Annotated in this window: 20 protein-coding genes; 7 read left to right on the top strand and 13 right to left on the bottom strand. The window is 70.7% G+C overall.

What is annotated here, in order from left to right; all coding sequences use genetic code 11:
* Positions 1–183 precede the first annotated feature (183 nt).
* The gene (locus ACZ7OI_RS28860; RefSeq protein ID WP_470267627.1) at positions 184–1,491 is read left to right on the top strand and encodes a type I glutamate--ammonia ligase; all 1,308 of its coding nucleotides are present in this window, start codon (positions 184–186) and stop codon (positions 1,489–1,491) included.
* 6 nt (positions 1,492–1,497) lie between these two features.
* Here ACZ7OI_RS28860 and ACZ7OI_RS28855 read toward each other — a convergent pair whose 3' ends face one another.
* From ACZ7OI_RS28855 to ACZ7OI_RS28825, 7 genes are all read right to left on the bottom strand, one after another.
* Positions 1,498–2,157, bottom strand: coding sequence for a peptidoglycan recognition protein family protein (locus tag ACZ7OI_RS28855; protein WP_344268106.1), 660 nt, complete (start codon positions 2,155–2,157; stop codon positions 1,498–1,500).
* 48 nt (positions 2,158–2,205) lie between these two features.
* On the bottom strand, positions 2,206–2,757 hold the full coding sequence (locus tag ACZ7OI_RS28850) for a Uma2 family endonuclease (RefSeq protein WP_470267283.1): 552 nt from the start codon (positions 2,755–2,757) through the stop codon (positions 2,206–2,208).
* A 135-nt stretch (positions 2,758–2,892) separates the two neighbouring features.
* Positions 2,893–3,684, bottom strand: coding sequence for a tryptophan synthase subunit alpha (gene trpA / locus ACZ7OI_RS28845; RefSeq protein ID WP_470267282.1), 792 nt, complete (start codon positions 3,682–3,684; stop codon positions 2,893–2,895).
* Positions 3,681–4,898, bottom strand: coding sequence for a tryptophan synthase subunit beta (trpB, locus tag ACZ7OI_RS28840; RefSeq protein ID WP_470267281.1), 1,218 nt, complete (start codon positions 4,896–4,898; stop codon positions 3,681–3,683). The genes trpA and trpB overlap by 4 nt, the downstream gene beginning before the upstream one ends.
* Complete coding sequence (gene trpC / locus ACZ7OI_RS28835) at positions 4,895–5,704, bottom strand: indole-3-glycerol phosphate synthase TrpC (RefSeq protein WP_470267280.1); 810 nt, start codon at positions 5,702–5,704, stop codon at positions 4,895–4,897. The genes trpB and trpC overlap by 4 nt, the downstream gene beginning before the upstream one ends.
* A 120-nt stretch (positions 5,705–5,824) precedes the next feature.
* A complete protein-coding gene (locus ACZ7OI_RS28830) occupies positions 5,825–6,343 on the bottom strand; it encodes a Trp biosynthesis-associated membrane protein (RefSeq protein WP_470267626.1) in 519 nt (172 codons plus the stop codon).
* 202 nt (positions 6,344–6,545) lie between these two features.
* A complete protein-coding gene (locus tag ACZ7OI_RS28825; protein ID WP_470267279.1) occupies positions 6,546–8,108 on the bottom strand; it encodes an anthranilate synthase component I in 1,563 nt (520 codons plus the stop codon).
* Positions 8,109–8,204: 96 nt separating this feature from the next.
* Here ACZ7OI_RS28825 and ACZ7OI_RS28820 point away from each other — a divergent pair, with 96 nt between their 5' ends.
* Entirely contained in the window at positions 8,205–8,810 is a 606-nt protein-coding gene (locus tag ACZ7OI_RS28820) for a TetR/AcrR family transcriptional regulator (RefSeq protein WP_470267278.1), read from the top strand.
* Positions 8,811–8,813: 3 nt separating this feature from the next.
* Here the strand turns inward: ACZ7OI_RS28820 and ACZ7OI_RS28815 are convergent, their stop codons facing one another.
* From ACZ7OI_RS28815 to hisF, 3 genes are read right to left on the bottom strand one after another with little or no spacing between them, the layout of a single operon-like run.
* The gene (locus ACZ7OI_RS28815; RefSeq protein ID WP_344268118.1) at positions 8,814–9,176 is read right to left on the bottom strand and encodes a DUF1304 domain-containing protein; all 363 of its coding nucleotides are present in this window, start codon (positions 9,174–9,176) and stop codon (positions 8,814–8,816) included.
* Positions 9,176–9,532, bottom strand: a complete 357-nt coding sequence (hisI, locus tag ACZ7OI_RS28810) for a phosphoribosyl-AMP cyclohydrolase (RefSeq protein WP_470267277.1) — start codon at positions 9,530–9,532, stop codon at positions 9,176–9,178. The genes ACZ7OI_RS28815 and hisI overlap by 1 nt, the downstream gene beginning before the upstream one ends.
* Positions 9,529–10,302, bottom strand: a complete 774-nt coding sequence (gene hisF, locus ACZ7OI_RS28805; RefSeq protein WP_470267276.1) for an imidazole glycerol phosphate synthase subunit HisF — start codon at positions 10,300–10,302, stop codon at positions 9,529–9,531. Before hisF ends, hisI begins: the two co-directional genes overlap by 4 nt.
* Before the next feature lie 98 nt (positions 10,303–10,400).
* Here hisF and ACZ7OI_RS28800 point away from each other — a divergent pair, with 98 nt between their 5' ends.
* Genes ACZ7OI_RS28800 through ACZ7OI_RS28785 form a run of 4 tightly spaced genes read left to right on the top strand, consistent with a single transcriptional unit; the run spans position 10,401 to position 12,735 of the window.
* The gene (locus ACZ7OI_RS28800) at positions 10,401–10,916 is read left to right on the top strand and encodes a SigE family RNA polymerase sigma factor (RefSeq protein ID WP_470267275.1); all 516 of its coding nucleotides are present in this window, start codon (positions 10,401–10,403) and stop codon (positions 10,914–10,916) included.
* Entirely contained in the window at positions 10,913–11,881 is a 969-nt protein-coding gene (locus ACZ7OI_RS28795; RefSeq protein WP_470267274.1) for a hypothetical protein, read from the top strand. The genes ACZ7OI_RS28800 and ACZ7OI_RS28795 overlap by 4 nt, the downstream gene beginning before the upstream one ends.
* A gap of 16 nt (positions 11,882–11,897) precedes the next feature.
* Positions 11,898–12,332: a hypothetical protein gene (locus ACZ7OI_RS28790; RefSeq protein WP_470267273.1), complete on the top strand. Its 435-nt coding sequence runs from the start codon at positions 11,898–11,900 to the stop codon at positions 12,330–12,332.
* A gap of 19 nt (positions 12,333–12,351) precedes the next feature.
* Positions 12,352–12,735 carry a PPOX class F420-dependent oxidoreductase gene (locus ACZ7OI_RS28785; protein WP_470267272.1) on the top strand — a complete coding sequence of 128 codons (384 nt, stop codon included), beginning with the start codon at positions 12,352–12,354 and terminating at the stop codon, positions 12,733–12,735.
* A gap of 1 nt (position 12,736) precedes the next feature.
* On the opposite strand, the gene ACZ7OI_RS28780 is transcribed toward ACZ7OI_RS28785, so the two are convergent.
* Together ACZ7OI_RS28780 and ACZ7OI_RS28775 are read right to left on the bottom strand one after the other, a co-directional pair.
* Complete coding sequence (locus tag ACZ7OI_RS28780) at positions 12,737–13,081, bottom strand: DUF1330 domain-containing protein (protein ID WP_470267271.1); 345 nt, start codon at positions 13,079–13,081, stop codon at positions 12,737–12,739.
* Positions 13,082–13,167: 86 nt separating this feature from the next.
* Complete coding sequence (locus ACZ7OI_RS28775; protein ID WP_470267270.1) at positions 13,168–14,094, bottom strand: helix-turn-helix transcriptional regulator; 927 nt, start codon at positions 14,092–14,094, stop codon at positions 13,168–13,170.
* Between the two features lie 88 nt (positions 14,095–14,182).
* Between ACZ7OI_RS28775 and ACZ7OI_RS28770 the strand changes: the two genes are divergently transcribed.
* Positions 14,183–14,617 (top strand): VOC family protein, encoded by a 435-nt coding sequence (locus ACZ7OI_RS28770; protein WP_470267269.1) that lies wholly within the window; start codon positions 14,183–14,185, stop codon positions 14,615–14,617.
* 29 nt (positions 14,618–14,646) lie between these two features.
* On the opposite strand, the gene priA is transcribed toward ACZ7OI_RS28770, so the two are convergent.
* Positions 14,647–15,378, bottom strand: a complete 732-nt coding sequence (priA, locus tag ACZ7OI_RS28765; protein ID WP_116202272.1) for a bifunctional 1-(5-phosphoribosyl)-5-((5-phosphoribosylamino)methylideneamino)imidazole-4-carboxamide isomerase/phosphoribosylanthranilate isomerase PriA — start codon at positions 15,376–15,378, stop codon at positions 14,647–14,649.
* Positions 15,379–15,404 lie beyond the last annotated feature (26 nt).

Below are 15,404 nucleotides of genomic sequence, written 5' to 3'. Positions count from 1 at the left end.
CGTGCGGCGATGGCGACGAGATTCCCGCCAGGCTCCACCGCGACCGGCTGGCCCGCCAGGAATGCCCGGTCGTCCACTCCCCCTCCAGCGTTGAAGGAGCAAACCTTGCCGTCCCCTTTCTCGTCCTCCGCCGGGCTCGACCGCGACCGGCTCGCTGAACTCGGCGGTGCCGCCGCCCGCCGGATGGAGCAGGCGGGCGTCGAGCTCGTCGCGCTGAGTTTCGTGGACAATTCCGGGATTTCGCGGGTCAAGGCGGTTCCGGCGGCGAGGCTGGCGACGGTCGCGGCGTGGGGCGTCGGCGCGTCGAACTCGTTCGACTTCTTCCTCGGCACCGACAGCATCGCGAACGGCGAGCATTCCCTCGGCCCGGTCGGCGACCTGCGGCTGCACCCCGACCTCGACGCGCTCACCGTCCTGGCCGCCCAGCCCGGCTGGGCTTGGGCCCCGGCGTGGCGGTACGACCAGGACGGGCGCCAGCACCCGCAGGACACCCGGGGTCTCGCCGCGGCCGCCGCGGCACAGCTCGCCGACCGCGGCCTGACCGCGCGGATGGCCTTCGAACTGGAGTGGATCGCGACCGACGCGGACGGGCTCCCGCTGCCCGGTCCGGCCTACGGATACTCCCGGCTGAGCGCGAACCACGAGTATCTCCGCGCACTGGTGTCTACTTTGGACAATTGCGGAGTGAAGGTGGAGCAGATCCACCCGGAATACGCGGCGGGTCAGTTCGAGCTGTCGATCGCCGCGACGGATCCAGTACGCGCAGCCGATTTAGCTGTACTGACAAGGGAAACCGTGCGGACGGTGAGCGCTGCGCACGGGCTTCGGGCGTCGTTCACGCCGAAGTTCGAGCCCGGCGGCGTCGGCAATGGCGGGCACGTGCACCTGAGCCTCTGGGACGGCGAACGGAACCTGTGCGCGGGCGGGACCGGAGCGTTCGGGCTGACCTCGACCGCGGAATCCTTCGGTGCGGGCATTTTCCGCCGATTGCCCGCGCTGCTGGCGGTCGGCGCGCCGTCTGTGGTCAGCTATCTGCGGCTGGAACCGCACCACTGGGCAGGCGTGTTTACCGCGTGGGGGCTGGAAAACCGCGAAGCGCCGTTGCGCCTGATCCGCGGCGCGGCCGGACAGCGCGACACGGCGGCGAACCTGGAGGTGAAGTGCTTCGACCTCACCGCGAACCCGTATCTGGTGGTGGCGGGACTGCTTTTCGCCGGGCAGGCGGGCATCGACGCCGAGGCACGTTTGCCGGAACCGGTCAGCGTGGACCCTGGTTCGCTCTCCGCCGAGGACGCCGCGGCGGCCGGAGTCGCGCGGCTGCCGCAGTCGCTGTCGGAGGCGATCGCCGCGTTCGAGGCCGACGATGTGCTGCCGGGCGCGTTCGGACCCCAGCTGGCCACGACGTTGGCGGACGTGCGTCGTGCCGAAGCGGCCGAGCTGGGGTCGCTGGAACCGGCGGAGTTGTGCCGGGTGATGCGTTTCCTGCACTGACCAGGTTCACCGAAGCAAGGCCGCCACCCGGGACTGCAGTTCGGGCAGCATCGCGTACAGCTTGTCGCCCGGGCAGTCGGTGTTGTAGAAGTCGCGGTGTCCCTTGATTTCCTTCACCGGGATGCCGTACTGACGGCATACGTACGCCACGAACACCACGAGCGAATCGAACTGCGCCTTCGGAGGGGCGACCTGCATGTAGGTGCCCTCGTTCTCGATGCCGATCGCGTTGTCGTTCTGTCCGGGGCAATGCGCCGCGCGGACGATCTTCTTTCCGCTGCGCAACGCGTCGAGACTGCCGTGGCGGCCTTCGAGGCGGTAGCCGCCGCGAGAGACCGTGAAGTGCTGGCCGGTGTCGGACCAGCCGTTGTTGTCGATGTGGTCGGCCTGGTCGTTGCGCGCGACCTGGAACGCGTGCTCGAGCGAGTAGTCGGTGCTGTTGGGGCAGTCGATGTGGTGGATGAGCACGCGATTGGCGGGATGGTCGAGCGTGGTGAGCGGATCCGCGGGCGGGCGCGCACCCCATTCCGCACAGCTGTAGATGCGCGGCGCGGCCGCGGCGTGCGCGAGGCCGGGCAGCACGAGCCCCGCCGCCGCGGCGGCGCTCACGCCGGCCGCCCCGCGCAGGAACGTCCTCCGGGGAACTTGTCCGATGTCGAAAGCCATGCGCCGCACTGTGCGCGGACGGCGTACACGATGCGTACAACCGGCCGCTCAGGCGCGCAGATCCAGCTCCGCGGGGAAGGGTTCGGCCAGGGTGAGCACGCCGCCCTCGCTCTTCGCGTGCGGCAGGTACTCGCCGTCGGAAAGCGCGTACACGGTGGCGGCTTCCTGCTCCGGGTCGACGAGCAGGTAGTACGGGATGAGCGCCTCGGCGTAGAGGGCTTTCTTGAAGATCCGGTCCTGCACGCGAGTGGACGGCGATTCGATCTCCGCGGCCAGCAGCACCTCGGACGCCGGGTACCAGGTCGTCGCGACGTCCGGGCAGGTGACGATCACGAAGTCCGGGATCAGCAGCCGAGTTTCGCCGCAACGGACAGTGACTCCGGGGAGCAGTTCAAGGTCGTCCGGCAGCTTCGGCGCCGTCGCCAGTTGGAGCCGCTGCAGCAACCGCTGGTGCAATGAGGTCGGGGCGGGGCTCATGAGGAGCGCCCCGTCGACCGCCTCGATCCGGGTGCCGAGAAGCTGCTCTTCCGGCAGCGCAAGCACTTCCGAAAGCCACGGAGCCGCGGGTTGGCCGGTGTCGTGCTCAGCAGGTGCTGACATGCGAAGTCACCTCAACCCGCGCTTGCTCTCTCTTGCCAAGTCCAGTCTGCCAGAGCCGTCGCACTCCCCCTCGGTTCTTCCGCATACCGAGAGAGTACGAACGACCACCGACAGTTTCCGGCGCTCGACCCGAGATCAGGCCGGAGCAACCGCCTCGCGCACGCCCTGCGCCAGCTCCGAAGCCAGCTTCGCCACGCCGTCCGGACCGTCCGCAGCGGCCGTGACCAGCGCGGACCCCACGATCACCGCGTCCGCGAACCCGGCCACCTGTGCGGCCTGCTCGCGCGAACGGACCCCGAGGCCCACCCCGATCGGCAGCTTCGTGTGTTCCCGCGTCCGCCGCACCAGGTCCTCAGCGTGCACGCCCACCGCGTCGCGGGCACCGGTCACGCCCATCACCGCGGTCGCGTACACGAAGCCCGACGAGGCCGCCGTGGTCTTCGCGAGGCGCTCCTCCGACGACGACGGCGCGACCAGGAAAATCCGGTCCAACCCGTGCTCCGCGGACGCGGCCATCCACTCGTCGGCCTCGTCCGGGATCAGATCCGGCGTGATCAGGCCCAGGCCACCGGCCGACGCCAGGTCCCGCGCGAACGCGTCGACCCCGTAGCGGTGCACCGGGTTCCAGTACGTCATCACGACAGCACGACCGCCGCGCGCCGAGACCGATTCCACGACCTCGAACAGCTGCTTGAGCCGGAATCCGCTCGCCAGCGCCGCCTCGGCGGCGGCCTGGATGGTGGGGCCGTCCATGACCGGGTCGGAGTACGGGACGCCGACCTCGACCAGGTCCGCACCGCCGTCGACGGTCGCGGCCAGCAGGTCTTTCGAGCCGTCCACGGACGGAAATCCGGCGGGCAGGTAGCCGACCAGCGCGGCCCGCTGTTCCGCCCGCGTCGCCGCGAACAGCTCGTCGAGGCCGCTCACTTGTCCTCCCCGTCCACGAGCCCGAACCACTGGGCCGCGGTGTCCATGTCCTTGTCGCCCCGGCCCGACAGGTTGACCACGATCAGCCCGTCCGGGCCCAGCTCGCGGCCCAGTTCCAGGGCCCCGGCAAGCGCGTGCGCCGATTCGATCGCCGGGATGATGCCCTCGGTGCGCGACAGCAGCCGGAAGGCGTCCATCGCGGCGGCGTCGGTGACCGGGCGGTACTCGGCGCGGCCGGAGTCCTTGAGCCACGCGTGCTCCGGGCCGACGCCCGGGTAGTCGAGCCCGGCGGAGATCGAATGCGATTCGACCGTCTGGCCGTCCTCGTCCTGCAGCAGGTACGACATCGCGCCGTGCAGGTTGCCGGGGGTGCCCTTGGTGAGGGTCGCGCCGTGCCGGTTGCCCTCGATGCCCTCGCCGCCCGGCTCCAGGCCGACCAGCCGCACCGACGGGTCGTCGTAGAAGCCGGAGAAAATGCCGATGGCGTTGGACCCGCCGCCGACGCACGCCGCGACGACGTCCGGCAGCCGGCCCGCCTTCTCCAGGATCTGCGCCCGTGCCTCCTCGCCGATGACGTGGTGGAAATTGCGCACCATCATCGGGAACGGGTACGGGCCGGCGGCGGTGCCGAACAGGTAGTGCGTGGTATCCGCGTTCGTGACCCAGTCGCGCAGCGCCTCGTTGATCGCGTCCTTCAGCGTGCGCGACCCGGTTTTCACCGGCACGACCTCGGCGCCGAGCAGCTTCATCCGCGCGACGTTGAGCGACTGGCGCTCAGTGTCGACCTCGCCCATGTACACGACGCAGTCGAGGCCGAGCAGCGCGCACGCGGTGGCCGTGGCGACGCCGTGCTGGCCCGCGCCGGTCTCCGCGATGACGCGCTTCTTGCCCATCCGGACGGTGAGCAGCGCCTGGCCCAGCACGTTGTTGATCTTGTGCGAACCGGTGTGGTTGAGGTCCTCGCGCTTGAGGAACACCCGCGCGCCGCCGGCGTGCTCGCCGAACCGCTTGGCCTCCGTCAGCAGCGACGGACGGCCCGCGTATTCGGTGAGCAGCCGGTTCAGTTCGCCGGTGAACTCGGGGTCGTGACGGGCCTTCTCGTACTCCGCCGCGACCTCGTCGACCACGCCGATCAGCGCTTCCGGCATGAACCGGCCGCCGTACGGCCCGTAGTAGCCGCGTTCGTCCGGGTCGTGCTTGCCGCGCTCGGTCACCGCGAGGGCCTCGGGCAGGCAGGGTGCGAACCGGCGGTGACGAGCTTGACGACCGCGCCCTTCGGGTCGCCGGAGGCCACCAGGCCCTCGCCGACGAGCACCGCGTCCGCGCCGTGGCCGGCGTAGGACATCAGGTCTCCCGGGCCGCGGACGCCGGACTCGGCGACCTTGAACACGTCCATCGGCAGGCCGGGCGCGAGGCGGGAGAACACGTCGCGGTCCACTTCGAGGGTGTGCAGGTTGCGCGCGTTGACGCCGATGACCTTCGCGCCCGCTTCGAGCGCGCGGTCGGCCTCCTCGGCGTTGTGGATCTCCACGAGCGCGGTCATGCCGAGCGATTCGACGCGGTCGAGCAGCGCGGCGAGCGCGTTCTGCTCCAGCGCGGCGACGATCAGCAGGACCATGTCCGCGCCGTGCAGCCGGGCCTCGTGCACCTGGTACGGGCTGACGACGAAGTCCTTGCGCAGCACGGGAATGTCGACCGCGGCGCGCACCGCGTCGAGGTCGGCGAGCGAGCCGCCGAAGCGGCGCTGCTCGGTCAGCACGCTGATCACGCGCGCGCCGGCGTCCTCGTAGTCGCGGGCCAGCGCGGCCGGGTCGGGAATCGCGGCCAGCTCGCCCTTCGACGGGCTGCGCCGCTTCACCTCGGCGATGACGCCGATGCCGGATTCGCGCAGCGCCGCCATCACGTCACGCGGCGGGACGGCCTTGGCCGCCCTGGCCTTCAGTTCGTCGAACGGCAGCGCGGATTCCCGCTGCGCGAGATCCTCGCGCACGCCGGCGACGATGTCTTCGAGCACGCTCATCGGACGCCCCTACCCGCTGCCGCACTCCTGGGTCCACTCGCAAGCTCGCTCACAAAAACCTTCCCCTTCCCGCCGAAACGATGCTAACCCCCGCTCGATGACCGGCCGGTTCCGGGTTGCTCAGCGACGCGGATCCCCGCCGTCGGTCGGGTCGTCCCCCTCCGACAGCGCCTCCCACAATTCGGTGTCCGGATCCTTCCGCGCCGCCTTGGCTCCCGGTGCGGCGTAACGGGCTCCGAGCTTCCGCGCGGCTCCCGCCCACTTGATCGCCGCCAACCCGCCGAATGCGACAAGAATTCCGCCGAGCACCGCGATCAGGTGGCCGAGCACGATTTCCGTGCCGGGCAGCCCGGGCGCGAACCCGCCGAAGGAGATCCCGTCGACGCCGCTCCAGACGCCCGCCGCGCCGGCGAGCACCAGCACGATCCCGAGCACGCGGCGCAGCCAGCCGCCGGTCGCGACGGCCCCGGCGACGCCCGCGAGCGCGAGGAGCGCGAGCGGCACGAGCGCGGTGGAGCGCTGCTCGCCGGGTTCGGTGTACAGCACGGTGCCGCGCACGCCCTCGTCGCGGAATTCGGCGAACCACACCATCCGGGACGCTCCCCAGAGGGCCAGCGCGCCGAGCAGGAGGGCGAGGATGATCGTCCACAGTGGACGGCGTGCCGACGCGGGGCCGGGGGCGGGTTCGGCCGTCGTCGGCGATTTCCCGCTGCCAGCGGACTCCTCAGCAGCGGTTTTCCCTGTGCCAGGCAGTTTTTCACCGACATCCGCGGGTTCGACCGCGTCCGGTGTCTCGGCAGCCTCGGCCCCGCCGCGCCGCGGTTCCGCCTCCCCGGGCCGCTCAGACACCGGCCGAGTCCTCAGCCGGGTCCAGCTCCCCCGCCGGGATCATCGTGCCCGCTGCGGCGATCGCGGACAGCACGGTGCGGGCCTTGTTGAGCGATTCGGTGTCCTCGTAGTCCGGGACCGAGTCCGCGACCACGCCGCCGCCCGCCTGGACGTACGCGGTCCCGTCGCGCATCAGCGCGGTGCGGATGGCGATCGCCGTGTCCGCGTCGCCCGCGAAGTCCAGGTAGCCGACGACGCCGCCGTACAACGCGCGGCGCACCGGCTCCAGTTCCTCGATCAGCTGCATCGCGCGCACCTTCGGCGCACCGGACAGCGTGCCCGCCGGGAAGCAGGCGGTGACCGCGTCGAAGGCCGTGGCGTCGTCCTTCAGCTCGCCGGTCACCGTGGACACGATGTGCATGACGTGGCTGTAGCGCTCGATCTGGAAGAAGTCGACCACGTGCACGGTGCCGGGTTTGCAGACCTTGCCGAGGTCGTTGCGGCCGAGGTCGACGAGCATCAGGTGCTCGGCGCGTTCCTTCTCGTCCGCGAGCAGGTCCTTGCCCAGCTGCGCGTCTTCCTCCGGATCCGCGCCGCGCCAGCGCGTGCCCGCGATGGGATGCGTGGTGGCGCGGCCGTCGCGGACGGTCACCAGCGATTCCGGGCTGGAGCCGACGATGTCGAAACCCTCCAGCCGCAGCAGGTACATGTACGGGCTCGGGTTGGAGGTGCGGAGCACGCGGTACACGTCGAGCGCGTCGGCCCCGGTCTCGATCTCGAACCGTTGCGACGGCACGACCTGGAACGCTTCGCCCGCCTTGATCGCCTCGACCGCCTTGTCGACGGCCGCGTGGAAGTCTTCCTTGGTGCGGTGGCGGCGGAATTCCGGCGCGGGCCGGTCGAACGTCGCGACCGTCGGCGGCGCGGGCACCCGCAGCTGTTCGGTCATCGCGGACAGCCGGGCCAGCGCGTCGTCGTACGCGGCGTCCACGCGCTCGGCCGAGTCGTCCCAGTTGACCGCGTTGGCGATCAGCGTGACGGTGCCCTCGTGGTGGTCGAACGCGGCGAGATCGGTGGCGAGCAGCATGGTCAGCTCGGGGATGTCGAGGTCCCGTTCGGCCAGCTCGGGCAGCTTTTCCAGCCAGCGCACGGAGTCGTAGCCGAGATAGCCGACCATTCCGCCGGTCAGCGGGGGCAGGCCGGGCAGCGGTTCGGTGTGCAACGCCTCGACGGTCGCGCGCAGCACCTGCAGCGGGTCGCCCTCGGCGGGCAGGTTGTCCGGCGGGGTGCCGGTCCAGACCGCTTTGCCGTCGCGCACGGTGAGCGCGGCCGGGCTGCGCACGCCGATGAACGACCAGCGCGACCACGATTTCCCGTTCTCGGCCGATTCGAAGAGGAACGTGCCGGGCCGGTCGGCGGCGAGTTTGCGGTAAATCCCCAGCGGGGTCTCGCCGTCGGCGAGCACGCGGCGCACCACGGGGATCACGCGGCGGCTCTCGGCCAGCGCGCGGAAGCCGGCGCGAGACGGGCTGACCGGGCCGGGCCCGGCCGTGGACGTGGCTGCTGAGCTGACCATGCGCCTCATTGTGCCGCTACGGCCGGATCAGCCGGTCGGCGGGCTCTCAATTCAATGACTGTTGAATTCGAGGCGGCAACCGGTCAAGATGGTCCGGTGAGCACCGAAGACACTACCGCGCGCCGCCGCGGCCGCCGCCCCGCTGGTCAGGACACCCGCGCGGTGCTGCTGGAAGCCGCCCGCACGGTGTTCGCCGAGAACGGCTACGAACGCGCGACAGTCCGCTCGATCGCGGCGCGCGCCGGAGTCGACGCGGCGATGGTCAACCACTGGTTCGGCGGCAAGGAAGGCCTGTTCGCGCAAGCGGTGCTGAAGCTGCCGTTCGAACCGGAGGAACTGGTCACGGTCCTGCGCGACGGCCCGGTCGAAGAGCTGGGAGTCCGGATCGCGCACACCTTCCTGACCCGCTGGGACGGCGTCGGCGGCGACACGTTCCAGGCGCTGATCCGCAGCATCGCCAGCCACGAGGCGGCGAGCACCGTGCTGCGCGAGTTCTTCTCGCAGTTTTTCACCGGACTGCTGAGCGAACTCGGCGGGGACCGGCGGGAGCTGCGCGTGGCGTTGTGCGCTTCGCAGCTGGTGGGGATGGGGTTGATCCGGTATGTGGCCCGGTTCCCGCCGATGGTGGCCGCGGAGGCGGACACGCTGATCACGGCGGTGGCGCCGACGTTGCAGCGCTACCTGACCGGGGACATCGACTGAGGCTCAGCGCGACAGCAGCAGGAAGACCAGCGCGAGCCCGCCCGGCAGCACCTGCACGAACAGAATCCGCTTCGACGACGTCGCGGCGCCGTAGAGACCGGCCACGATCACGCACGCCAGGCCGTACAGCTTCAGCTGGAAGCCCGCCGGGTCGGCCGCGATCAAGCCCCAGATCAGCGCGGCGGCGAGGAATCCGTTGTACAGCCCCTGGTTCGCCGCCAGCGTCTTGCTCTCGCGGGCGAATTCCTCGGTGGTGCCGAACGCCGCGCGCGCCCGCGGCGTGGTCCACAGGGCCATCTCCAGCACGACGATGTACAGGTGGATCAGGGCGACGAGCCCGATCAGCACGTTCGCGACGACGGTCATCACGCGCTCTCTTCGGCGAGCAGCAGCCGTTCGTCGGTGTCGAAACACGTGTGCGTCCCGGTGTGGCAGGCCGGACCGGTCTGGTCCACCCGCAGCAGCACCGTGTCGCCGTCGCAGTCGATGCGGACTTCGCGCACGTGCTGGACGTGCCCCGAGGTCTCGCCCTTCACCCACAGCTCCTGCCTGCTGCGCGACCAGTACGTGCCGCGGCGGGTGGTGAGCGTGGACTCCAGCGCGTCGTCGTTCATCCACGCCATCATCAGCACGTCCGACGTCGCGTGGTCCACCACGACCGCCGCGATCAGCCCGTCCGAGTTTCGCTTCAGCCGGGCGGAAAGTTCCGGTGAGAGGCTCATCGCACGACCACCCCGCCGGTGCGCAGCGCGCTCTTCACGTCGCCGATCGTCAACTGTCCGAAGTGGAATACGCTCGCCGCGAGCACCGCGTCGGCGCCCGCCTCCACGGCGGGCAGGAAGTGTTCGGTCGCGCCCGCGCCGCCGCTGGCGATCACCGGGACCCGCACCGCTTTGCGGACCAGATCGATCAGTTCGAGGTCGAAGCCGGTTTTGGTGCCGTCCGCGTCCATCGAGTTGAGCAGGATTTCGCCCACGCCGAGCTCCTCGCCGCGCGCGGCCCATTCCACCGCGTCGATTCCCGTGCCGCGACGGCCGCCGTGCGTGGTGACCTCGAAACCGGACGCCGTCGGTTCGCTGCCTTCGGGAACGCGGCGCGCGTCGACGGACAGCACGACGCACTGTGCCCCGAACCGGCGCGACGCCTCGTGCAGCAGTTCCGGGCGCGCGATCGCGGCCGTGTTGATGCTGACTTTGTCCGCGCCGGTGCGCAGCAGCCGGTTGACGTCGTCGGTGGAGCGGACGCCGCCGCCGACGGTGAGCGGGATGAAGACCTGCTCGGCGGTGCGGCGGACCACGTCGAAGGTGGTTTCGCGGTCGCCGGAGGACGCGGTGACGTCCAGGAAGGTCAGCTCGTCCGCGCCCTCGGCGTCGTACCGGCGCGCGAGCTCCACCGGGTCGCCCGCGTCGCGCAGGTCGGCGAAGTTGACGCCCTTCACGACCCGGCCCGCGTCGACGTCGAGACAGGGAATCACCCGAACCGCCACAGCCATGCCGTCCAGCCTAGTCGGCCGCCCGGTCAAGCCCGCTGCCACGGGTTCGTCACAAATTTTCGGATCCGGTGCATCAAAACCGCCCCCTCGCGCGTCTCATGATCGTGACCACCGGTTTCGACGATTTCGTGGCGGAACGCCTCGACGGGCTGCTGCGCTACGCGACCGTCCTCGCCGACGACCCGCATCTGGCGCAGGACATCGTCCAGGACGTGCTCCTGCGCGCCCAGCAGCGCTGGGCGAAGATCGAATCGCCGCCCACCTACGTCCGCCGGATGATCACCAACGAATACCTCTCGTGGCGCCGCCGCGCCGCCCGCCGCGTGGTCCCGTCGAACCATTCGGTGCTCGATTCGCTCGGGCCGCCGACCGCCGATCCCAGCACCGCCTACGACGAACGCGACGAAATGCTCGCTTTGCTGGCCACGCTGCCGCGGAAACAACGCGCCGCGGTCGTGCTCCGCTACTACGAGAACTACACCGACGCCGAAATCGCCGGCTTCCTCCGCTGCGGCGTTTCGACCGTCCGCAGCCAAATCTCGCGCGCGCTGGCGACGCTGCGCGCCGGCATGCCCTCGTTGCCGCCCGTCCTCACCACCGGAGCAGGAGAATGACCCCGTCGAACGAGACCGAGACGCTGGTGCGCGACAGCCTCGAACGGCTCGCGGAGCAGGCGCCGGACGGCAATGAAGTCCTCAACGCGCTCGCACGAGCCCGCCAGACCCGGCGCCGTCCCCGCCTCGCGCTCGCTGCCGTGGCCGCCGCGGTGATCGCGGCCGCCGCCGGGGTGCCGCTGGTGGTCAACACCGTCACCGAAACGCCCGCGCAGCTCACCCCTGCCGCCGGACGGCCGGTGCTCGCGTACACGCCGAGCTGGCTGCCGGACGGCTTCACCGAGCAGTACCGCTCGGGCGGGCCGGGGAACACCGCGCAGGTGCGGCAATGGCAGGCCGGCGCGAGCCGGGTGGAAGTCGCGGCGCATTCCACGGCCGATCCGGAATGGGCGCAGACCGCGCTGCGCATCTCGGCATTGAAGGACCAGGTCGTGGTGCACGGACGGGTCGCCATGGTGACCGGCCCGAGCGACACGATCGCCACGCTGACCTGGATGCCGGACGACCGCCACGTGCTGACCGCGAAGGTGGAAGGTGTCCCGGACGCGCGCACGGTGGCCGAGCAAGTGGCCGATTCGGTAAGCCAGGAGCCAGTGCTGATCCGGGGCGAGGCGCGGTTCGGACCGCTGCCCGCGGGAATGCGCGAAGAAGCCACGACGGTGCGCGGCAGCGACTCGGACAACGCGACAACCGTGCTCGACGCGAGCGGTCCGAGCGGCAAAGTGCGCGTGACGATCGGCGGCGGATCGCCGGCTCTCGGCGGATCTGGGCCGGTGCAGGTGCGCGGTCAGTCCGGGGCTTACGTGCCCGCCTCCGGACCGGCCGACGCGCAGGTCGCCGTGCGGCTGTCGTCCGGACGCTGGCTGACCGCTTCCGGCCGGTTGCCGCGCGAACAGCTCGTCGCGGTGGCGGACGGGATCGTGCTCGATTCGGCACCGGATTACGCCTGGCTCGGCACCCGCTGACCGCTACCGTGAGGCCATGTCCGAACTGGGGGAGTCTCGGAGCGCGTTCTCGCGGATAGCGACCGCCGTCGGAATCGGCGCCGCGATCATCGCCGTTCTGGTGGCCTGGTGCGTTGGCGCCAACTACCTCGCGCAGCTCACCGCGGGCGAGCAGCTGACCTGCCGGTTGCACAATCTCATTCCGTGGTCGGGACTGGGCATCACGCTGTGGCAGGTGAGTTCCCTCGTGCTGTTCCTGCTCGCCGGAGCCGGAATTTCCGCGCTTCTCGGACGCCTCGGGGTGCGAAAGGCGGCTCTCGGCCTTTGCGCGGCTCTGGTCGTCCTGTTCACCTGGGGCTACGTGGCGACGACCCACGTGGTGATGCATAAGGTGGCCGACCACGGCACCTCGGTCGCCGTCCCGACGGCACCGGCCGGACAGCAGCCCGCCGATCGCTGCCAAGGGCGGTGAGGCCGTCTACCGTAGGGCTATGTCCGAACTGGAGCGTCTCGGCGCCGAGAAGTACGTCGTGCTGACCACTTTCCGCCGCGACGGCCGCGCGGTCCCGACCCCGGTGTGGGCTTCCCGCGACGGCGACGAACTGGTGCTGTTCTCGGAACGCACCGCGGGCAAGGTCAAACGGATCCGCAACAACGGCGAGGTTCGGCTGCAAGCGTGCGACGTCCGCGGCCGCCGGGTGCACGGCGCCGAGGCGAGCGGAACGGCCCGGCTGCTCGACGCCGCCGACAGCGACCGCATTCGCGGCGTGATCGCCCGGGATTACGGCATCGTCGGGCGGGTGACGATGTTCTTCAGCCGCCTCCGCGGCGGGCCGGAGCGGACGATCGGGATCGCGATCAAGCTCGCCGAGTGAGCTACCGGGCCGCCGCGCGGAGCCGGGCGCCCATCGCGGCCGAATCGTGGTCCGGCCCGCAGCCCTCGACCAGGATCACCTCGCCCACCAGATGGTCGGTGCGCAGGGGCAGGATCTTGCGGTAGTCCGCCGATTCGTACCACGCCTCAGCGGCCGCGAAATCCGGGAACTCGAGCACGACGGTCCCGCCCGGCCAGGCGCCTTCGAGCACGCGGGTGCGTCCGCCGTGGACCAGGAAACGGCCCTCGAACGGGTCGAGCGTCGCCTGGATCAGCTCCATGTACTCGTAGACCTCGGGGTCGACGGTTCCGGGCTGGCGCAGCTGGGCGATGGCGTAGGCGGTCATGTCCGGCTCCTCGGGTCGATTTCGTTGCCTGCCCGGCAATCCTGTCCGCCGCGGTGCACGGAGTCGATTACCTCCCGGGTAACCGTTCAGCTCCCGTAGCGGGCCGTCAGCTCGCGTCCGATGCGGGCGAGTTCGGCGCGGACCGAGTCCGGTTCCACGACCTCGACCAGGTCGCCCCAACCCGCCAACTGCTCCGCGACCGAGCGAGCCCAATGCGCCGCCACCTTCGCCTCGACCCGGCCGTCCCGCTCCCCGACGACCTCGCAGTGCCGCCCGAAACGCGACCGCAGCACGGACAAATACCGCGCGTCGATCAGCACCGTGGCCGACACGAGCGACCGCCGCTGCTCCATCTCCTCCACGACCCGCGCCCACTGTTCGCGGAGATCGAAGTCGTCCGGCAGCTCCGAAGGCACGTCCGCGGTCTCCGCCGCCGAGATCCGGTCGACCCGGAAAGTTCGCTGTCCCGCAGGGGTTCCGGCGATGAGGTACCAAACCCCGTCTTTGTCCGCGAGACCATAGGGATCGACTAGCCGCTCTTTGCCGCTGTAGTCGAACCGCACCTTGCGCCGCCGCACGACCGCCTGCTGCAGCGACTGCACGAGCACGGGCGGCTCGCGATCCCGCTCGCCCCACCCCGCCGGATCGGACACGACGGCCCGCGCGGCGGCCTCGGCGTCGGCCTGGAACGTGGCGGGCAGCGCGCGGACGAGCTTCCGCAACGCGGACGACAATTCCGGACCGCCGGACGCCGCCGGGCCCAGCAGCAGGAACAACGCCTGGGATTCGGCCGCGGTCAGCCCGCTCAGATCAGTGCGGGCACCGCCCACGAGCGACCATCCTCCGCCGCGTCCGGGCTGCGGATAAACCGGGATCCCGGCCGCCGACAACGCTTCCAGGTCGCGGCGGGCGGTCGCCACGGAAATCTCCAGGTCCTCCGCCAGCTCGGCGGCGGTCACCCGGCCGCGGGCCTGAAGGAGCAGGACGGCAGCGACGAGACGGTCAGCGCGCATGTTTTCGATTCTCTCTCGAAAAGTGCTCAGAAGATGAGCACTTTAGAGGAGAAGCTAGTCCCACAACCGAGCAGACAAGGACTCAGACATGCTTCGAGGACTCAGCACCGTCACCTTCTACTCCCCCGACTTCGAGGCGGCGAAGCGCTGGTACACCGACCTCCTGGGCGTCGCGCCGTACCTGGACACCCCGGCGTACATGGAGTGGCGCATCGGCGATTACCAGCACGAGTTCGGCATCATCCACAGCTCGTACGCGACTAGCGAGCTGTCCCGGACCGCCGACCTCGCCTCCGTCGGGCAGCCCGCGGGCGCGGTCGTTTTCTGGCACGTCGAGGACGTCCCCGCGACGCTGGAGCGAGTCGTCGCGATGGGCGCGAAGGTCCACGACGCTCCGCGCGACCGCGGTACCGGGTTCATCACCGCGTCGGTGATCGACCCGTGGGGCAACGTCCTCGGGCTGATGCACAACCCGCACTACGTCTCGGTGCGGGAGACGCTGATGCGGGCCACCAGCGCCTGATTTCCGTTGTCCAGCAACGACTCTCGCCGTCAGCGAACCGCGGCGAGAGCCTCCGGCAGCGTGAAAGCGCCCGCGTACAGCGCCTTCCCCACGATCGAGCCCTCGACGCCATCCGACGCCAGCCCGGCCAGCGCGCGCAGATCGTCCACACTGGACACTCCGCCGGAGGCGATCACCGGCGCGTCGGTGCGGGCGGTGACCTCGCGCAGCAGCTCCAGGTTCGGGCCGCGCAGCGTGCCGTCCTTGCTCACGTCGGTGACGACGTACCGGCTGGCCCCGTCGCGGTCGAGCCGCTCCAGGACCTCCCACAGGTCGCCGCCGTCGGACGTCCAGCCGCGCGCGGACAGCCGGTGCCCGGCCTCGGTGATCCGCACGTCGAGCCCGATCGCGACGCGGTCGCCGTATTCGGAGACGACCTTCGCCGTCCAGTCCGGGTCCTCGAGCGCCGCGGTGCCGAGGTTGACCCGGCGCGCGCCGGTGGCGAGCGCGGCCTCGAGGGAAGCGTCGTCGCGGATGCCGCCGGACAGCTCCACCTGCACGTCGAGCCGCTTGACGACGTCGGCGAGCAGCTCGCGGTTGCTGCCCTTGCCGAACGCGGCGTCGAGGTCCACCAGATGGATCCACTCGGCGCCGTCGCGCTGCCACTGCAGGGCCGCTTCGAGCGGGCTGCCGTAAGAAGTCTCGGTGCCCGCCTCGCCCTGGACGAGTCGGACCGCCTGGCCGTCGGCAACATCAACTGCGGGAAGGAGCGTGAAAGTCACGCGCACAGACTATGCGGCGGGGTCGG

It is taken from the genome of Amycolatopsis sp. NPDC114503, assembly GCF_055633655.1.
The sequence above is the reverse complement of the archived record's forward strand: the minus strand, read 5'-3'. Positions and strand labels throughout refer to the sequence as shown.

Excerpts from the sequence above, each read along its gene's own strand:
- ACZ7OI_RS28860 (WP_470267627.1), top strand. The coding sequence starts at position 184 with ATGGAGCAGGCGGGCGTCGAGCTCGTCGCGCTGAGTTTCGTGGACAAT.
- ACZ7OI_RS28855 (WP_344268106.1), bottom strand. The coding sequence starts at position 2,157 with ATGGCTTTCGACATCGGACAAGTTCCCCGGAGGACGTTCCTGCGCGGG.
- ACZ7OI_RS28850 (WP_470267283.1), bottom strand. The coding sequence starts at position 2,757 with ATGTCAGCACCTGCTGAGCACGACACCGGCCAACCCGCGGCTCCGTGG.
- trpC (WP_470267280.1), bottom strand. The coding sequence starts at position 5,704 with ATGAGCGTGCTCGAAGACATCGTCGCCGGCGTGCGCGAGGATCTCGCG.
- ACZ7OI_RS28825 (WP_470267279.1), bottom strand. The coding sequence starts at position 8,108 with ATGGTCAGCTCAGCAGCCACGTCCACGGCCGGGCCCGGCCCGGTCAGC.
- ACZ7OI_RS28815 (WP_344268118.1), bottom strand. The coding sequence starts at position 9,176 with ATGACCGTCGTCGCGAACGTGCTGATCGGGCTCGTCGCCCTGATCCAC.
- hisI (WP_470267277.1), bottom strand. The coding sequence starts at position 9,532 with ATGAGCCTCTCACCGGAACTTTCCGCCCGGCTGAAGCGAAACTCGGAC.
- hisF (WP_470267276.1), bottom strand. The coding sequence starts at position 10,302 with ATGGCTGTGGCGGTTCGGGTGATTCCCTGTCTCGACGTCGACGCGGGC.
- ACZ7OI_RS28800 (WP_470267275.1), top strand. The coding sequence starts at position 10,401 with ATGATCGTGACCACCGGTTTCGACGATTTCGTGGCGGAACGCCTCGAC.
- ACZ7OI_RS28795 (WP_470267274.1), top strand. The coding sequence starts at position 10,913 with ATGACCCCGTCGAACGAGACCGAGACGCTGGTGCGCGACAGCCTCGAA.
- ACZ7OI_RS28790 (WP_470267273.1), top strand. The coding sequence starts at position 11,898 with ATGTCCGAACTGGGGGAGTCTCGGAGCGCGTTCTCGCGGATAGCGACC.
- ACZ7OI_RS28785 (WP_470267272.1), top strand. The coding sequence starts at position 12,352 with ATGTCCGAACTGGAGCGTCTCGGCGCCGAGAAGTACGTCGTGCTGACC.
- ACZ7OI_RS28780 (WP_470267271.1), bottom strand. The coding sequence starts at position 13,081 with ATGACCGCCTACGCCATCGCCCAGCTGCGCCAGCCCGGAACCGTCGAC.
- ACZ7OI_RS28775 (WP_470267270.1), bottom strand. The coding sequence starts at position 14,094 with ATGCGCGCTGACCGTCTCGTCGCTGCCGTCCTGCTCCTTCAGGCCCGC.
- ACZ7OI_RS28770 (WP_470267269.1), top strand. The coding sequence starts at position 14,183 with ATGCTTCGAGGACTCAGCACCGTCACCTTCTACTCCCCCGACTTCGAG.